The organism is Thiocystis violascens DSM 198 (genome assembly GCF_000227745.2).
In the GTDB taxonomy this organism is placed as follows: domain Bacteria; phylum Pseudomonadota; class Gammaproteobacteria; order Chromatiales; family Chromatiaceae; genus Chromatium; species Chromatium violascens.
Map to the genome: position 1 here is coordinate 4323041 of NC_018012.1, position 17301 is coordinate 4340341.

The 17301-nt window shown below is 61.3% G+C and carries 19 protein-coding genes; 11 read left to right on the top strand and 8 right to left on the bottom strand.

The window, feature by feature from the left end; genetic code table 11:
• Positions 1-66: 66 nt before the first annotated feature.
• The 8 genes from THIVI_RS24050 (at position 67) to THIVI_RS19225 (ending at position 5188) form a co-directional block, all read left to right on the top strand.
• On the top strand, positions 67-255 hold the full coding sequence (locus tag THIVI_RS24050; protein ID WP_014780193.1) for a type II toxin-antitoxin system HicA family toxin: 189 nt from the start codon (positions 67-69) through the stop codon (positions 253-255).
• A 5-nt stretch (positions 256-260) separates the two neighbouring features.
• On the top strand, positions 261-476 hold the full coding sequence (locus THIVI_RS19195) for a type II toxin-antitoxin system HicB family antitoxin (RefSeq protein ID WP_014780194.1): 216 nt from the start codon (positions 261-263) through the stop codon (positions 474-476).
• A 139-nt stretch (positions 477-615) separates the two neighbouring features.
• Positions 616-1494, top strand: coding sequence for a restriction endonuclease (locus tag THIVI_RS19200; protein WP_014780195.1), 879 nt, complete (start codon positions 616-618; stop codon positions 1492-1494).
• A gap of 28 nt (positions 1495-1522) precedes the next feature.
• Positions 1523-1735 carry a hypothetical protein gene (locus THIVI_RS19205; protein WP_014780196.1) on the top strand — a complete coding sequence of 71 codons (213 nt, stop codon included), beginning with the start codon at positions 1523-1525 and terminating at the stop codon, positions 1733-1735.
• 256 nt (positions 1736-1991) lie between these two features.
• Entirely contained in the window at positions 1992-3269 is a 1278-nt protein-coding gene (eno, locus tag THIVI_RS19210; protein WP_014780197.1) for a phosphopyruvate hydratase, read from the top strand.
• A gap of 86 nt (positions 3270-3355) precedes the next feature.
• Entirely contained in the window at positions 3356-3655 is a 300-nt protein-coding gene (gene ftsB / locus THIVI_RS19215; protein WP_014780198.1) for a cell division protein FtsB, read from the top strand.
• On the top strand, positions 3652-4374 hold the full coding sequence (ispD, locus tag THIVI_RS19220) for a 2-C-methyl-D-erythritol 4-phosphate cytidylyltransferase (protein ID WP_014780199.1): 723 nt from the start codon (positions 3652-3654) through the stop codon (positions 4372-4374). Before ftsB ends, ispD begins: the two co-directional genes overlap by 4 nt.
• Positions 4375-4519: 145 nt before the next feature.
• Positions 4520-5188, top strand: coding sequence for a DUF3334 family protein (locus tag THIVI_RS19225; RefSeq protein ID WP_014780200.1), 669 nt, complete (start codon positions 4520-4522; stop codon positions 5186-5188).
• A 213-nt stretch (positions 5189-5401) separates the two neighbouring features.
• Here THIVI_RS19225 and THIVI_RS23045 read toward each other — a convergent pair whose 3' ends face one another.
• Positions 5402-5872 (bottom strand): DUF2934 domain-containing protein, encoded by a 471-nt coding sequence (locus THIVI_RS23045; protein ID WP_014780201.1) that lies wholly within the window; start codon positions 5870-5872, stop codon positions 5402-5404.
• Between the two features lie 324 nt (positions 5873-6196).
• Here THIVI_RS23045 and THIVI_RS19235 point away from each other — a divergent pair, with 324 nt between their 5' ends.
• From THIVI_RS19235 to THIVI_RS19245, 3 genes are all read left to right on the top strand, one after another.
• Entirely contained in the window at positions 6197-7552 is a 1356-nt protein-coding gene (locus THIVI_RS19235; protein WP_014780202.1) for a polysaccharide deacetylase family protein, read from the top strand.
• Positions 7553-7583: 31 nt separating this feature from the next.
• A complete protein-coding gene (locus tag THIVI_RS19240; RefSeq protein ID WP_014780203.1) occupies positions 7584-9050 on the top strand; it encodes a hypothetical protein in 1467 nt (488 codons plus the stop codon).
• 181 nt (positions 9051-9231) lie between these two features.
• Positions 9232-10305, top strand: a complete 1074-nt coding sequence (locus THIVI_RS19245; RefSeq protein WP_014780204.1) for a DUF2333 family protein — start codon at positions 9232-9234, stop codon at positions 10303-10305.
• Positions 10306-10409: 104 nt separating this feature from the next.
• On the opposite strand, the gene cysC is transcribed toward THIVI_RS19245, so the two are convergent.
• Genes cysC through THIVI_RS19280 form a run of 7 tightly spaced genes read right to left on the bottom strand, consistent with a single transcriptional unit; the run spans position 10410 to position 17228 of the window.
• Complete coding sequence (gene cysC / locus THIVI_RS19250) at positions 10410-11078, bottom strand: adenylyl-sulfate kinase (protein ID WP_014780205.1); 669 nt, start codon at positions 11076-11078, stop codon at positions 10410-10412.
• A gap of 41 nt (positions 11079-11119) precedes the next feature.
• Positions 11120-12949: a V-type ATP synthase subunit A gene (locus tag THIVI_RS19255; protein WP_014780206.1), complete on the bottom strand. Its 1830-nt coding sequence runs from the start codon at positions 12947-12949 to the stop codon at positions 11120-11122.
• Positions 12946-13641 carry a DUF2764 family protein gene (locus THIVI_RS19260; protein ID WP_014780207.1) on the bottom strand — a complete coding sequence of 232 codons (696 nt, stop codon included), beginning with the start codon at positions 13639-13641 and terminating at the stop codon, positions 12946-12948. Before THIVI_RS19260 ends, THIVI_RS19255 begins: the two co-directional genes overlap by 4 nt.
• A 13-nt stretch (positions 13642-13654) precedes the next feature.
• Positions 13655-14359: a hypothetical protein gene (locus THIVI_RS19265; RefSeq protein ID WP_245537313.1), complete on the bottom strand. Its 705-nt coding sequence runs from the start codon at positions 14357-14359 to the stop codon at positions 13655-13657.
• 18 nt (positions 14360-14377) lie between these two features.
• On the bottom strand, positions 14378-14824 hold the full coding sequence (locus THIVI_RS19270) for an ATP synthase subunit C (protein WP_014780209.1): 447 nt from the start codon (positions 14822-14824) through the stop codon (positions 14378-14380).
• Complete coding sequence (locus tag THIVI_RS19275; protein WP_014780210.1) at positions 14821-16626, bottom strand: V-type ATP synthase subunit I; 1806 nt, start codon at positions 16624-16626, stop codon at positions 14821-14823. Before THIVI_RS19275 ends, THIVI_RS19270 begins: the two co-directional genes overlap by 4 nt.
• Entirely contained in the window at positions 16623-17228 is a 606-nt protein-coding gene (locus THIVI_RS19280; RefSeq protein ID WP_014780211.1) for a V-type ATP synthase subunit D, read from the bottom strand. The genes THIVI_RS19275 and THIVI_RS19280 overlap by 4 nt, the downstream gene beginning before the upstream one ends.
• Positions 17229-17301 lie beyond the last annotated feature (73 nt).

Sequence of the window (17301 nt, forward strand, 5' to 3'; positions counted from 1 at the left end):
CAAATTGACGTAGCATGCGGCGAGGTACGAACCGCATCGTTTACCGGGTCGGGCGGAGTAAACGACTTGAAGGTTTCCGAGATTCTGCGGCGGCTTGCCCAAGATGGCTGGGTTCTGGTCGCCCAGCGCGGTAGTCACCGCCAGTTCAAGCGCCCATCCAAGTCAGGTCGGGTGACGGTGCCCGGAAAGCCGAGCGATGACCTTGCCCCTGGCACAGAGAACAGCATCCTCAAGCAGGCTGGATTGACGAGGTGAAGACGATGATGCGGTACGCGGTCGTGATCGAAAGAGCGGAAAGTAATTATTCGGCTTACGTCCCTGACCTTCCAGGTTGTATCGCCACAGGGGGTACCATTGAGGAAGTCGAGGCCGAAATTCGAGAGGCCATTGCTTTTCACATTGAAGGGATGCGTGAGGATGGAATCGTCATTCCGGAGCCAACCAGTAAAGTCGAGTATATCGAACTCGCGGCATAGACTGGCGTCGTTTGGCGTGTATTGAAGCGAAAGATGCGGTTCGCAAGCTCGCCCGCATCCTATCCAACAAATACGGGCTTTAGGAGTAAGGTATGCGATGCGTGCCCTACCAGGCTGTTAACAGTTAAAAAGGGAAACGATGGCGCGTAAGTCAAAGGCTGAGTTCACTAAATGGTTCGGACCACTGCTTGATGCTCTTCGCGATCTTGGTGATTCTGGTCGTCCTCGGGAAGTCTATGATCGCATTGCCAAAAATTTGAATCTTCCAGATAGGATTCTTGACGATACGTTGAAGTCTGGAACTAGCCGATTCCATAACCAAGTCGCATGGGCGCGGCAGTACCTTGTTTGGGATGGTCTTCTCGATTCATCGAAGCATGGAACTTGGACACTCACAGAAAAAGGCCGAAATGCTTCCATCTCTGAAGAGACAGCACACGAGATATTTCGGAAGTGGGTGGCAATTCATGCAGAAAGCAGAAAGCAGAAGCGGGCTGAAGAAACAAACGATGCCCTACAGGAGGAATCTTTTCCCGAAGAACTGGTTTCCGAAGAGATTCTTGATCTTATTAGTACGCTACGGTCATTGAGTCCGGTTGGTTTTGAGAAAGTATGCCGGGAACTTCTTCGGGAATCTGGATTTGCAAATGTTGAGATCACCGGTGGCTCAGCCGATGGTGGGATTGATGGCCGCGGGACACTTGAAATAAATCCTTTCGTTAGCTTCAAAGTCCTTTTCCAGTGTAAGCGCTACGCCAAAGGGAATCTGGTGTCGCGTGCACAAGTTGGGGATTTCCGAAATGCCATGATCGGTCGTGCTGAAAAGGGCATCATTATCACCACGTCGTCGTTTACCAATGCTGCGATTCAAGAGGCCAATCGCGAAGGAGCGCCGCAGGTCGAATTAGTTGATAGCGTGAAGCTTGTGGAAATGTTTGAACGTGTTGAACTCGGAGTAAAGAAGCGGTCAGTCTTTGATGTTGATCCAGCATATTTTGACAGATTCAAAATTGGGTAGCCGCCTTCATGTGTTGCCGATCCTTGGAATGATTACTGATTTAGAAATTAAATCCAAAGGCTTTCATTTGCTTGCGCAGCATCTCGGTAATGTTGAGGTAGAAAAGTTCATTGCGCTTATCCAAAGAGAGCCGTTAGATTACGCTAATTGGCGGCAAGACATGGATGAAAATTTGAGTTTGGAAGACATTAGCCGAAAGGCAATGGCTTTGAGAAAGAAAAGTACCGAACAAGGCGCTTAACTTGGACTGTCTCCGTCGCTGTGTTTCTCAGACAGCCGGTTAGCGCAAAAAATAAATAATTCAATAGAATGATGGTGTTCTACAAGAAATTGTTCTTGTCTTGCCGTTTGACAAAACAATACCTCAAGGCACTGTTGTATTTCGCGAAGATTTTTAGCACGTGGCTAACGACTCTGCGTAGGTGGGTGTGAACGAGAGTGCACCCCTCCGTTGAGTGATCAAGAAACGAAACGTTCATTTTCAGGAGTAACGAGTTATGTCCGAAATCGTCGATGTCCGCGCCCGTGAGGTGCTGGATTCTCGCGGCAATCCGACCGTCGAGGCCGATGTCATCACCGCCGATGGCGCCATCGGTCGCGCGATCGTCCCGTCCGGCGCGTCCACCGGCTCGCGCGAGGCGCTGGAACTGCGCGATGGCGACAAGTCCCGCTATCTCGGCAAGGGTGTCCTGATCGCGGTCGCCAATATCGAAGGCGAATTGCGCGAGGCCGTGCTCGGCATGGATGCGGCCGATCAGAAGGCGGTCGATCAGACGATGATCGATCTCGACGGGACCGACAACAAGCGCCGGCTCGGCGCCAATGCGCTGCTCGGCGTCTCGTTGGCAACGGCCCACGCGGCGGCGCAGGAAAAGGCGCTGCCACTGTTCAGATCGCTGTCCGCCGGTCCCTACCGTCTGCCGGTCCCGATGATGAACATCATCAATGGCGGCAGCCACGCCGATAACAGCGTGGACTTCCAGGAGTTCATGATCCTGCCGGTCGGCGCTCCGAGCATCCGCGAGGCGGTGCGTTATGGCGCGGAGGTCTTTCATGCCCTGAAGGCGGTTCTGCATGGCCGCGGTCTGGGCACGGCGGTCGGCGACGAGGGCGGTTTTGCCCCCGATCTGTCCTCCAACGAGGCCGCCATCGAGGCGATCCTGGAAGCCATTGGCAAGGCCGGTTTCAAGGTCGGTTCCGACATCTATCTCGGGATGGACGTGGCGGCGTCCGAGTTCTACAAGGACGGGCGCTATCATCTCCAGGGCGAGGGCCGCACGCTCGACGCTGACGGCATGATCGACCTGCTCGCTGGCTGGGTGTCGCAATATCCCATCCTCTCGATCGAGGACGGTCTCGCCGAGGGCGATTGGGACGGCTGGAAGCGTCTGACCGAGCGTCTTGGCGACAAGGTCCAGATCGTCGGCGACGACCTCTTCGTCACCAATACCAAGATCCTGCAGGAAGGCATCGACAAGAATATCGCCAACTCCATCCTCATCAAGGTCAACCAGATCGGCACCCTCACCGAGACGATGGAAGCCATCGCCATGGCCCACAACGCCGGCTATACCTCGGTGGTATCGCATCGCTCCGGCGAGACCGAGGACACCACCATCGCCGATCTGGTGGTCGCGGCGGGCACCGGTCAGATCAAGACCGGTTCGCTGTCGCGTTCCGACCGGGTCGCGAAGTACAACCAACTGATGCGCATCGAGGATCAGTTGGGCGACGAGGCGATCTACGCGGGCCGCGCGGCCTTCAGGTGGCTCTGACGAGACGGCGTTCCGGGCCTGCACCGCGCCTGACCGAAGGGTCGGCCGGGCCTGGTCCGGGCTTTTACGGCTAATCGGGTCTCGACATGCGTTGGTTGATCGCAGTGCTCATCGTCCTTCTGGGGGCGCTCCAGTACCGGCTCTGGGTCGGTCAGGGGAGTCTGGCGGAACTCCATTCGCTGAAGCAGGAAATTGCCTTCCAGGAGGCCGAGATCGCGCGTCTGATGGCGCGCAATCAGGTGCTTCAGGCGGAGGTCGCGGATCTTGGCGAGGGCCAGGAGGCGCTGGAGGAGCGTGCCCGCAGCGAACTCGGCATGATCAAGGCCGGCGAGATCTTCATCCAGGTCATCGAGCGACCCAAGCCCACCGCGGAGACCGCGCCATGAACGAAACCCCTTCGCTCTGGGCGATCCTGCCCGCCGCCGGCGTGGGACGGCGCATGGGAAGCGCTATCCCCAAGCAGTACCTTGACCTGGCCGGTCGGGCGGTAATCGATCATGCATTGGATCTGTTCATTGAGGACGAACGGATCAGTGGGGTCGTGGTTGCGCTCGATCCGGCGGATGGTTATTGGGAGAGCACCGCCCATGCCGGTCATCCCAAGGTGATGCGCGCGGCGGGTGGCGCGGAACGTTGCCATTCCGTCCTCAACGCGCTCGCGGCGCTTGATGGTCGCGCGGCGGAGGGCGATTGGGTGCTGGTCCACGATGCCGCGCGCCCCTGTCTGCGGGCCGCCGATCTCGATCGCCTGATCGACGCCCTGCTTGGGGATGTCGTGGGCGGTCTGCTCGGGATTCCGGTACGCGACACCATGAAGCGCGACAATGGCGCTGGGCGGATCACGTCCACCGTCGATCGGGCGAGTCTCTGGCATGCCTATACCCCCCAGATGTTTCGGCTCGGACTCTTGCGCCATGCACTGCATGACGCCCTGGAGGCGAACGATCTGGTCACCGACGACGCCTCCGCCATCGAGCGTCTGGGCCATGCCCCACGCCTGATCGAGGGGCACGCCGACAATCTCAAAATCACCCGGGCCGAGGATCTTCCGCTCGCCCATTTTTATCTGCGACAGCAGGGACGGATCGAAGCGTTCGATGCGTAGACGCCAATCCAGGTGAAAGACCGGTGGTGCTAAAGTACGTGGAGTGGAAAGGATTGATGATGAACTCGCGCGGGCGGGCGGCGCCGAGGCGCGCGGGTGTCTGGCCGCGTTCCTGATTTCTCAACCTAAATCGAGAGCAAGACCGTTGAAAAAGCCAAAAACGATATCGACCGATGACATCCTGGTGATGTTGTGCAATTCCGTGCGAAAGGTACTCTCCGCGGCAACCAAGACCCAGATCAGCTATTCCCCGATGGTGCAGCGGATCACGCGCACCTGCCTGAGGCCCGATATCGGCTGTTTCGTGCTGTTCGACGGCGGTTTTTCCGGCTTGGTCATCATCAACTTCTCGTCGCAGTCCGCCATGGAACTCTACCGCGCCTACATGCTCTCCATGGGCATGCCGGAGTCCGAGCTGGCTACCCAGCATACGTCCGAGGAGGTCGGCAACATGCTCGGTGAGCTGATGAATCAGATCGTGGGCGATTTCACCGGCAATGTCGGTCATGAATTGCAGGTCTGCATCAATCAGAATCAGCCGAAGATGCTCACCATCAACAAGGAGGTCATGGTCAGCATCGATACCAATCTGGATCGCGCCCAGTCGCGTCGCGTCGCCTTCAGCACGGCGCGTCGCAATGTTTTTTACATGGAACTGGCGATGGACAAGACCGAGTTCATCAAGCTGCACGATTTCGAGCTGGAAGAAGTGGATCCCGACAGAATCGTCGATGAGCAGGCCCGGCAGAACGAGTCGCTCGCGGATCCCCAATCGCTCGTCGATCTGGCGCTGCTGGATGAGTTGGGCCTGTAGGAATGCGATCCGATGCCGGTGCGGCATGCGCGGTTGGCGTGTCGTATCGGCTGCGTTGGAGTCCATCGGGGATGGAGTCGGCGCGGAACGTATTGATTTCTCGCTCGCGCCACACCGCGCGGCGGTGTGACGAATTCCTCCTGGCGCTTCGCGATTTAGGGCTGCCAGCGGAGTCTGGGGCAGGCAAAACAAGTCTCCCGCCGCGGACGCGGTTTACGTGCTCGTCATGGTTTTTGCGCGATTGATGATTTCGTCGATCTCGTGTTCCGCTTCGATCCAATCCTGTGCCTGTTCCTCGGGAGTCGACGCGCGATGGCGTTTTTCTGCTTTGAAATAAGCCGCGTCGGCGATCATTTTTTGACGGGCCTCGGCCGAGACATTCGCGATTCCCTTGAGGCTGACCGAACTGTCGTCGGCGGCTGGTTTTGCCTTGGGCCTGGCGGCTTCCGTCGTTCTCGTGGCCGTGGTTTTAGAGACGGCTTTTTCGGCGGGAGCCTTTTTGGCGATGGGCGCCTTCTTGGCGGTCGCGGCAGGCACGGTCGTCTTCCGCGCGCTCGGTTGAGTGGCCGCAGGCTTTTCCACTGTCGCTTCCGCGCGACCGACAGCCGGCTTCGGGTCCGCCGCTTTTTTCTGAGCCGTTTTTTTGGCTGCCGTTTTCTTGGTTACGATTTTGTCATCAGCCATCTTTTTTTGCCCGCCTATTGGATTCTGGTTTTTACGGAAAGGGGATGGTCGCTGGCACCCCATTGGTGATGCGATCTCTTCAGAACCGTCGGTAATCTACATTAGACATGGATAGAATACACGTAATTTCAGGCGGCGACAGGGAGTCCGGGCCAACGATGACTTGGGGCATGGGCACATCCAGGGCAGTCGTGCGGTTTGCCCGGATGGCGTTGCTGGCGAACGCGCTCAAGTCCCGGTGCGCTCCCGCGGGGCGTCTGGTGTGTCTTGAGGCTGGCCTTTGGTATCCTTGACCGATCCATCACCGCCCGGGTTTCGTTAACGATGATTGCTCACCACGCACTCGTGCTCAATCTCCATCAGCCCCCCGGTAATCTCCAGGATCTTCTGGAGCACCAGACCTGGGAAGCCAAGGAGATCCTGTTCGCCCTCGATCGCATTCCGCGCAGTCTTTGGGGCCAGGAGGCCCACGCCCGCGTCCATCTTTCCCTGTCCGGAACCCTGCTGGAGACCCTGTCGGATCCGGCGTTTCAACAGCGGGTCTATGGCATCGTGGACTGCGGGTCGCTGCTCTGGCACTTGCAGAATCAATCGCTGTTCGAGGTGCTCGGCACTGGCTATTACCATCCGGTGCTGCCCCTGATCCCCGAGGCCGACCGCCAGGAGCATCTGCGGCGCTGGCTCGGGATCGCCCATCATCTGCTCTGGCGTCCACGCTTCCAGGGCTTCTGGCCGCCCGAGATGGGGTTCTCGATGGAACTCATCCCGCTGCTGCGCGCCTTTGGGTATCGCTATGTCCTGGTCGACAGCGAGCATATCGAGCCAGTGACCGAGATGAGTTGGCAGGAGGCCCGCTATCGTCCGCACATCGCCCGCTACGGAGACGACGAAATCACCGTCATCGTGCGTGATCGCGAACTCTCGGACGCCCAGGAATCCGGCATGGATCTGGACTGGTTCCTCGCCGAGGTCGCCGAGCGCACCAAATGGTGCGATTTCCCGCCGCTGGTGACAACCTGCACCGATGGCGAGAATGGCGGCTGGTTCCGCAACGTGACCGAAGGGGCCAATTTCTGGAGCGTCTTTTATCGGCCGCTGCTGGAGCGCGTCGCCGCCGGCGAGTCGGGGGTTGTACCCACCTTTATCAGCGACTATCTCGACACCCATGGCGCGCATGGCGAGGTGCGGGTGCGCACCGGCGCCTGGAATACCGGTTGGCACCATGGCCGCGATTTCACCCAATGGACGGGGTCGGAGCGCCAGCGGCGGGCCTTGGCCGATTTTTCCCTGGTCAGCCGTTCGGTCCATGATGCCCGCTGGTTTGCCGGCGAGCGCGGTCTCACCGAAGGCCCGCATGCCGAGGCCATCGCCGACGCGCTGGGATCCCTGCTGCGGGCCGAGACAAGCTGTAACCTTTACTGGGGCGAGGACTGGGTGCCGCGCGCCGAGGCCGACCTGACGGCTAGCCGGGCGGCGCTCGCGCGGATCGGCGTCGCGGTCGGGTCAACGTCTGAAGACACCGCGCCGGTCGGCGCGGAACCGCCTGCTGCCGACGCGCCGGTCAGCGAATCGCCGGTTTTGCCGGAAACGTCCGTCGACGCTGAAGACGCCGGGATTGCGATCACCTCGAAGACCCTGGACGCGCCCGCGACGCCATCTTCGGATCAATTGTCTCATTGAACACAATCTATTGCATCTTAAGGAGTTTCCCGTGAACCAACTGCCTGAATACATCGGCGATGTCCCGAACGTCTCCGGCCATGAAGCCGAGCTGGAGCAGGTCGTCGCGCGGGGACGCGCGCGCACCCTGTTTGCCGACAGCGGTCGGATCGACTTCGGGTCCATCCGCTCCGCGACCGCCATCGCGCTGCATCAGCATCAGCCGCTGATTCCGGCCGGCGGGGGCGATCTGCGCACCGCCGCGCTGATCAGCAATCTCCAGCACATGATGCACAACCAGCACATCGGCGATAACTACAACGCGCCGGCCTTCGTCTGGTGTTACAAGCGGATGGGCGAGTTCATCCCGCAACTGGTCGGGGAAGGGAAGTCGCCGCGCTGCATGCTGGAATATTCCGGCACCCTGCTGCACGGTCTGCGCAAGATGGGCGAGGATCATGTCATCGACGCGCTCAAGACCATCACCTGCAACCCGGATTACAACTGGGCCGCCGAATGGCTCGGCATGCCTTGGGGCCATGCGGTGGCGCCGTCCACGCCGGTGCAGGATTATCGGCTGCATGTCAAAGCCTTCCAGCATCATTTCGCGGCCATCTTCGGCTGGGAGGCGCTGGAACGGGTGCGCGGCTTCTCGCCCTCCGAGATGGCGCTGCCGAACCACCCCGATGTCGCCTACGAATTCGTCAAGACCCTGGTCGACTGCGGATTTCAATGGGTGCTGATTCAGGAACATTCGGTGCAGCAGGTCAGCAACGCCCGTCATCCGGAGCGTCCGCACATTCCGCACCGTCTGGTCTGCACCAATTCAAAAGGCGAGACGGCGAGCATCGTCGCCATCATCAAGACACAGGGGTCGGACACCAAGCTGGTGGCCCAGATGCAGCCCTGGTACGAGGCGCAGGGGCTCAATCGGGTCGAGCTGGCCGGGAAATCAATCCCGCCGCTGGTGACTCAGATTGCCGACGGCGAGAACGGCGGCGTCATGATGAACGAGTTCCCCGGCAAGTTCATGGAAGTTGCTTCGCTCTCCAGTCACTCGGCGAATCCGATGATGAACGCCAGCGAATATCTGGAACATCTGTTTGCCATGGGCATCAAGGAAAGCGATTTCCCCGAGATTCAGCCGATCTTCCATGACCGCATCTGGGCGCGGATACAGCCGGGCGATGGCCCCGAAAAACTGGCCAAGGCGATCGCGGAACTCAAGCAGGAAGACGGGCGTTTTCACATGGAAGGCGGTAGTTGGACCAATGACCTCTCCTGGGTCAAGGGCTACGACAATCTGCTCGGGCCGATGGAAGAGGCGAGTTCGCTCTTTAACGAAAAGGTGTTGCGCCCCGGCGTCTCGACCGATCATCCCAGTTACCGCAACGCGCTCTTTCATCTGATGGCGTCGCAAACCAGTTGTTATCGCTACTGGGGGCAGGGCGAGTGGACCGACTACGGACGCGAGATCTGCCGCCGGGCGAGCGAGATCGTGCGGCGCGATTTCGCCTGATTGTAGTAATCGAACGATTCGCCCCGATTTAAAGCGCGTCCAGCATGGTTTGCGTTGTTTGCGCATCGGATCGCCATTGGTTTCCGATGGACGAAGATGACTCGACACAAGCATGTTTATACTGGACGCGATTTTAAATCGGGGGCGATTTCAACCCTCGCCAAACAACACGGAGAAAGCGATGGATGTTCATGAATCCCGGAAAAAGCCCGCATTGACCAAGAAGGTCACCCAAGTCGTGACGCTCTACGATCCCCGCGTCTGGAAAGAGAAAGGGTTCTGGTGGACCATCGGTCTGTTCCTGGTCACCTACTTCGTCGTCGTGGCGATCCTGGGGATTGTCTGGTCCCATTCGCCCGCCAGGTTCGACGTGCGCGAACAGGCGTTGTCCTTGGTCGATAACGACACAACCAAGCTGGTGACAGGCACCGCCACGGCCGCGACGGCCATCCGCATCGCCGAGACCCTGCTGGATAAGCCAGGCGGTTATCTCACCAATGACATGACCCCGCCCGGAATCTATCTAGACAATATCCCGAACTGGGAATTCGGCGCTCTGACCGAACTGCGCGACCTCTCGGACTCGCTGCGCAATGACTTTAGTCGCGCCCAGTCTCAATCGGCCGAGGACAAAGATCTGCAGATCGCGCAGCCCCAGTTCAATTACAACTCCGACTCCTGGATCCTGCCGTCGACCGAGTCCGAATATCGCAAGGGTGTCGATGCGCTCTATCGCTACTTCAACCGGCTCACCGACAACAATGCGCTGGACGGGCAGTTTTTCGCGCGTTCCGATAATCTGGCCGTCTATCTCCAGACGGTCGAGAAGCGTTTGGGCAGTCTGGCCCAGCGACTCTCCTATGCGGTCGGTCAGGCCCATTTGAATACGGATCTGGCCGGCGACCCCAGCGCCCGACAGTCGAAGCCGGCCCCGGATCTAGCGAGCACCAAAACGCCCTGGCTCCAGATCGACGATATCTTTTTCGAGGCGCGCGGCTATACCTGGGCGCTGTTGCACACCCTTCAGGCGTTGGAGATCGATTTCGAGTCGGTGCTGAAGGACAAGAATGCGCTGGTGTCGCTGAAGCAGATCGCCCGCGAGTTGCAGAACACCCAGAATCCGATCTGGAGCCCGATGATTCTCAATGGCACCGGCTTCGGGCCGATGGGCAATCACTCGCTGGTGATGGCGTCCTATATCTCGCGGGCCAATGCCGCGATCGCCGATCTGCGCGCGTTGTTGCAGCAGGGTTAATCACGTTCAACAATCGCCGACATGCTTGGCGACGGGGGACGGGCCTCTGGCCCGTCTGGCGGGCGAGACGCCCGCGCCCAATGTTTCACTGGTTTTTCAACCGTTCAGTCTGTCCTCGCCTGAGCAACGATACCCTGAACTTGAAGATACTCGATGACCTCGTCGGCGAGGGTTTCCGGGTTTTTCTCGCCGGCATAGAGGGTCAACTCCGGCGAAACGGGCGCCTCGTAGGGATCGTCGATCCCGGTAAAGCCCTTGATTTCGCCAGCGCGGGCTTTCTTATAGAGTCCCTTGGGGTCGCGCGTTTCGCAGATCTCGATCGGGGTATCGACGAAGACCTCAATGAATTCGCCTTCCTTCATGGTTTGCCGAACCATGTCCCGATCCCGTCGATAGGGGCTGATAAAGGCTGTCAGGGTAATGATGCCGGCCTCCGAGAAGAGTTGCGCCACGGCACCGATGCGCCGGATGTTTTCTTCCCGATCGATGGCGGAAAAACCGAGCCCGAAGCGCTGCGCAAACGCCTCGCCATGGTTCTCCTTGAGCATGCCGGGTCCGGCATTGAGCGCATGGCGGACGTTATCGCCATCGAGCACGGCGCTATGGATACGGCGTTCATGCAGCCGATGGTCGAGCGTGTTGGCGATCGTGCTTTTGCCCGATCCGCTAAGGCCAGTGAACCAGATCACGCAGCCCTTGTGTCCATAAAGCGCCTCGCGGCGGGAACGCGATACCTGGTGTTCGTGCCAGGTAACATTGGTGTCATTTGCCATGTGTTCGTCTCGATCCTGTCTTGTTTTCGATAAAAAACGGATTATCCGGCAACCGCCTCGATTTCGCCCAGTAACCGCTTGTAATCCGGCGAATCCGGCTCGGCATAGTTGAAATTCTTGAACAGATTGGTAACCCGCGTAAAAAACTGACGCGCGGCGGCCTTGTCGGCAAGCGAATGGTCGCGCCCGATCAGCCGGTACAGCAGGTTGAAGGTCAATTGCTGGCGTTCCATCGGCACCGAGGCGTCGACCTTGTCGAAGGCGTCCTGTTGCAGATACACCATATCCAGCAGCAATGCTTGTTGAAAAACGACATAGTCCTCGGTCGTGATGCCTTCCTCGCCGGTGACCTGCATCATCTGCTGCACGGCGTCGCCGCGCGCCAGGAGATCCTGCATGGCGCGCACCCGCTCGTTCCAGCTCGGATCCAAGTTTTGGGCATACCAGGGGGCGAGTTGTTCCAGATAGCGCGACCAGGAAATGAGCGGGTCGATGGCGGGGTAGAAACGTTTGTAGGCGCGGTCATAGGAGAGTCCGAGGAAGCATTTGACCGTGCCCAGGGTCGATTGGGTGACGGGTTCCTCGAAGTTGCCGCCGGCCGGGGAGACGCTGCCGATCATGGTCAGGCTGCCCACCGCGCCATCGGCGCCACGGATCACGCCGGAGCGTTCGTAGAGTCCGCGAATCGCCGAGTCTAGATAGGCGGGAAAAGCCTCCTCGCCGGGGATCTCCTCCAGCCGCCCGGAGGTCTCGCGCATCGCCTGTGCCCAGCGCGAGGTGGAGTCGGCCAGCAGCAGCACCTCAAAGCCCATCTGACGGTAATACTCGCCGAGCGTGATGCCGGTATAGATCGACGCCTCGCGCGAGGCGACCGGCATGGAGGAGGTGTTGCAGATGATGATGGTGCGATCCATCAGCGAGCCGCCGGTCTTGGGGTCGCGCAGTTGCGGGAACTCGGTGATGGTTTCCACCACCTCGCCAGCGCGCTCGCCGCAGGCGACCACGATGACGATGTCGACTCCCGAATGCTTGGCCAGCAGATGCTGCAACACGGTCTTGCCGGCACCAAAGGGGCCAGGAATACAGCCGGTGCCGCCGCGCGCCACCGGAAAGAAGGTGTCGATCAGACGGATGGTGGTCGTCAGCGGTTGGTCGGGATAGAGACGCTCGGCGGTGCGGGTGCGCAGCATGTGCTCGGTTAGCACCCGGCGCACCGGCCAGCGCTGGGTCAGGTCAAGCGAGGTTTCATGACCCTGACGATCGCGAATCCGCGCCACCGGAGTATCGACGGTGACGCTGCCCTCCTGAATCCAGGTCACCTCGACCTCGCCCATTTGGTCGAAGGGCACCATGATTTTGTGCGTGAACGATCCCTCCTGCACGGTCCCGAGCACCCCGCCCGCGCGCAGTCTGGCGCCGTGCTGCACGCTGGGCACGAACGACCACTTGCGGTGCATGTTCAGCGCGTCGAGGTCGATACCGCGCGGCAGAAAAACGCCATGTTGAATCGCGAGCTTTTCCAGCGGATTTTGCAGCCCGTCGTAGATCTCGCCGAGCAGTCCCGGACCCAGGACGACCGACAGCAACTCGCCGCTCTGGCGCACCGGATCGCCGATCGAAACCCCGCGGGTATCCTCGAACACCTGGATATCGGCCAGATCGCCGCGCACCCGCAGGATCTCGGATTTCAGCTCCTCGTGCCGACCATCCGGTCCGGTCCGTTCGGGCAGGATGAATGCCACCTCGTTTTTTTTCAGCGGCAGGCGCGCGCCATCCTTCCAGCCGGCCTCGATGGTCGCCAGGCTCTCTTGGATGGAGACGATGCGGGCAGGGCTGTCGGGCTGAGTCGGCATTGCAGGTTCGGATGTCATGGTCGCAGTTCCGTGATGGTGTCGAGCGCGGTCGGGGTCATTCCGGCGGCGATCAGTTCGTCAAAGCGTTCGACTGCCGCCTCGCCGCGATAACGGGTCCAGCGGGCGATCAGATCCCAGCGCATGACATAGATCACGACCGCCTCGAAATCGAAATAATGTCCGTCGCTGAGCCGTTCCAGGCGATTCCAGACGGTGCCGAGCAACAGCCGCTCCAGTCCGACAGTGTCGTCCAGGGCGAGCAGACGATTGGCCTCGGGCAGCCAGGGAAAGGCGCCTTCGAGACGAAATCCGGCTTCGTGCCAATGGCGCCGGATCTGCGCCGCCCAGCGGCCGTAACCCCAGCGGTTGTCGCTCGGCGCGGCATCGCCGCGCCGGCGGCGGCGCAGCGCCGCGACCAGGGTGCGCAATTCCAGCCGCCAGATCACCAGATCGCGCGCGAAGGGATGGGCGATGGTCGGGACGAGCCGGTTGGCCCGCGCGACGGCTTGCGTGTCGGTCTGATCGAGATCCTGCCGCGCCCAATCCTGTAGCTCGCCGAGGGTTTGCAGACACGCGAAGTCCTCCGGTTCCAGCAGGGCCAGACGTTGATTCAAGCGGATGCGCGACAGGGGCGTCTGTTTGGCGCTGAAGAGCGGCCCGTGATAGGGCAGGGCGCTCAACAGCATGGCGTAGCGATGGGCGTCGGTCACGATCCTGGGCTCCTTATTTCACGGTGCCTTCGAGGATGGCGCGAAAACGCGGTTGCAGGTGTGCGAGCAGGATGGCCGCGACCTTGTCGTCGGTGAGGTCGATGTGCACGTCCTTGTCCTTGAGCGAGAGCCGGATCCCGCGCGATTCCTGATGGTCGACCGCGAAGGTGACGCCGGCGGACAAAATGTTGCCGGCCAGCGACAGCACGAAATGCGAGAGCGAGCCTTCGCGCAGTTCCAGCGGGTCGCGCCGCAGTTCCTCCGGACTGATCAGCGCCTTCGGAAGTTGGACCTCGACCGCCTGTCCGGCGTCGAGCCCGGCCTCGGCGCGACCTTTCGCGGCGACTTCCAGGATCAGGCGTTCGAGAAAGGCATCCTGTTCCATTTTGGCGGCGATCAGCCGCTTGACCTCGTCGCTGAAACGATCCGAGAGTTCCGCCTTCAGACGCAGCACGGTGTCGCGCATGGCGATCCGCAGCGCCTCTTCGCCGCCCTTTCTGAGCGTCTCCGCCTGCTGGCTCGCGATCTCGACGATCTGTTGCGCGCGCGCCTCGGCCTCGCGCACGATCCGCGCCGCCTGACGTTGCGCCTCGGCCTCGATGCGCTCCGCTTCCGAGCGCCCGACCAGAACGCCTTCGTCGCGCAGCCGTTCGATCAAGGTCTCGACGCCCGAGGACGCTAGATCCTGGGTCGCTTTTCGGTCCGGTGTCGCCATCATGTCTGCTCCCCTGTCCGGTCAGCCTGGAATATTGCCGGCCAGCACCAGCGCGAAGACGAAGGCGAAGACCGCGAAGCCCTCGACGATGGCTGCCGGTGCTAGCGACAGACCGAAGATCTCGGGCTTGGTCTTGCTGGCATGGATGGCCGAGGCGCACGCCTGACCCTGGCGGATCGCCGAGAACATCAGCGCCAGACCGCAGAGGATGCCGATCCCGAACAGCGCGGGCGCGTTCTCCGGGGTCACGTCGCGTTGCAGGGTAAACATGACGACGATGCCATAGATGACCTGCGAGGAGGGCATCACCGAGACGCCGATGTAACGTCCATAGCCCGAATCGGTATCGACCATGGCCCCGATCGCCGCCTGTCCGGCCACCGCGCAGCCGACGATGCTGCCGATGGCCGCCAGGGCCATGGCGCCGTAGAGCCCCGCCCAACCCAGGGCAATCACGAACTCGTTCATTCGTTTAACTCCGCTTTTTTGAAAGGCTTGAAGGGATAACCCTCGCCGGCGAGGGCCCAGTTATAGAATTCGATGAAATTCAGCCGCAGACCGTGCACCACGCCGCTCATCAGACTGAGCACCAGATTGAGCGCGTGTCCGACCAGCAGAATGAGCAGCGCGAGAAAGAGCCCCAGTCCGGGCAGGTCCGCCGCCACCTGTCGCGCCAGATCGTTGAAGGTGATGGCGAGCGAGGCCGAGGCCAGACCCAGCGCGAAGAGGCGCAGATAGGACAGGACATCGCCGAAGACCTGCGTGACCTTGACCAGTTGCGCCAGACCGTCGAGCCCGCGCAGGGCGACCGCCTTGAGGCTGTCCGGGCGACGGTCGCTGCCCAGGAGAAAGACGCCCGCGAGTCCGCCGAGCGTCAGCGCCTGGCCGGATTGGGCCAGCCAGACCGGCGCGTCGTCGCCGCTGCCCAGCCAGAGCGCGAAACCGCCGATCAGGGTCGCGATCCAGCTCAGGGCGGCGCGCCCGCTCGCGCGTTTGCGGTTGATCGCCGCCATCTCCGCGTTGGCGAGGATCAGATGCAGCACGCCGATCCCGACCGAAATCTTCATCATGCTGTCGAAATCGTTGACATCCAGCAGCTTGAGCTGTCCCCAGAAGCTCTCGGGCGCGGGCGAGAGGCCGAAATAGCTGCCGACCAGGATGCCCCAGCCCAGCGAGGCGCCGGTCAGCGCGGCGGCCAGGATGCGTAGCCGACGCCCCAGATCGCCACGCCCGAGCCGACGCCAATAGGCGGCGAGCAGCAGCCCCAGCACCAAGGCGTAACCGGCATCGGAGAGAATCAGGGCGAAAAAGGCGGTAAAGGAAAAAAACAGCACCCGCGATGGATCCCAGGCGCGATAGGCCGGCATCTGATAGAAACCGACCAGATCCTGACCGGCGGCGATCGGCGCGGGATTCTCCAGCAGGGTCGGCGGCGCATCCTCCGGGCTGGGCGGTTCCAGGATCATGGCCAGACCCTGTTCATCGGCCAGCGCGCGGACACCCTCGGTATCGCGCTCGGCGAGCCAGCCCTGGACCAGAAACAGCGACTCGTCATCCAGGGTCTGGGTTTGCGCGAAGCGCATCCGGGCCTCGTCCTCGGCCTGCGCCAGATGACTCGACAGCAGATAGATCCAGCGGGTGAGCGCGTGCCGCTCGGCCTGGACCTCCTCGATCTCCAGTTCGGCGGATTCCAGCCGTCGGCGCACCTCGGTCAGACTGAGCGCGCCGGTGTGGGCGCGCGGTACAGGAAGCGCGTCGCGAGGCGGTTCGTCCGGATGGACCACCACCACCCAGGATTGCCGATGGTCGCGATGCACCACCTGCCAGGGTAAATCGAGTCCGGCCAATTCAGTCATCTGGCGCTGCGGCACGTGATAAAACCAAAGCTTGCGTCCCGCGAGATCGGCGGGTGAGGGCAGCTCGAAATCGCCCCAGGGCTCCAGTTCGATCAGACGCTGGCGCAGGGCGTCGCGACGGTCGCTCACGTCGCGCAGACGCTGTTGGTTGTCCAGCACCGTCTGGATGGTGCGGTCGATGTCGAAGGCGGGATCCTCGCGCACCTGACGGCGTTTCTCCGGCAGGTCGCGCAGATAGCGCAGGGCCTTGATGGCCTCGACCGCGTGCGCGGGTGGCGTGCGTTCCGGTTCGGCGGGCGCGGGGCCGAGCGGCAACAGATGCAGACAGCCGAGCGTCTGGAGCCGTTCCAGGACGGCGTCCTTCTCGCGGGCGAGACCGGCGAGGGTCAGTCGGTTCAGGGTGAGGATGCTCATGCCAGACCCTCGCGCAGACGCTTGCCCTTGGCGATTTTGGAGCGCACTACGGCGGTCCGCTCGGCGTCGGTGAGGGCGATGCGGATCCGTTTGATGTTCGCCTGGGTGCGTGGGATCAGCACCTTCTCGAACAGATTGACGCGCTGCGTGACCTTGCGCACGGCCGCTTCCAGCAGTTCGACCCGGCGGGCCTGAAGCACCAGGCGCACGCGCAGTTCCAGCATCCGCGACCAGGCGTCCACCAGTCGGTCGACCCAATGCGGCCGGCTCATGAAGCCGTAGTCGCACCGTTCCAGATCCGCCCCGAGCAGTAGCGGCAGCCGTGTCCCCATGATGTTTTCCTGTCCCAGACGGACCCCGCGCAGCTTCACCAGACCGTCGAGTGCGATATCGCGGTTGGCGAGCATGGGGAGCTTTTGTCGGATCTCGTCGCGCAGGGCCGTCATGGTGTCATGGATGCGTTCCTGCTCGGCCAGCGCCTTGGCGCGCTCGGCCATCAGTTGCTTGCGCTTCAGATCGAGCGCGGGCAAGAACCGCTCGAAGGTCTGAAGCTGGCGCGTCTCCCGGGTCAGGGACGATTTACTCAGGCTCAGGCGGGCCATCGCGTGGCGACCTCATCGGGTGGTGTGATGTTTAAATGAAACCCTGTCCAGAGCGATCCGACGTTCCGAGAAT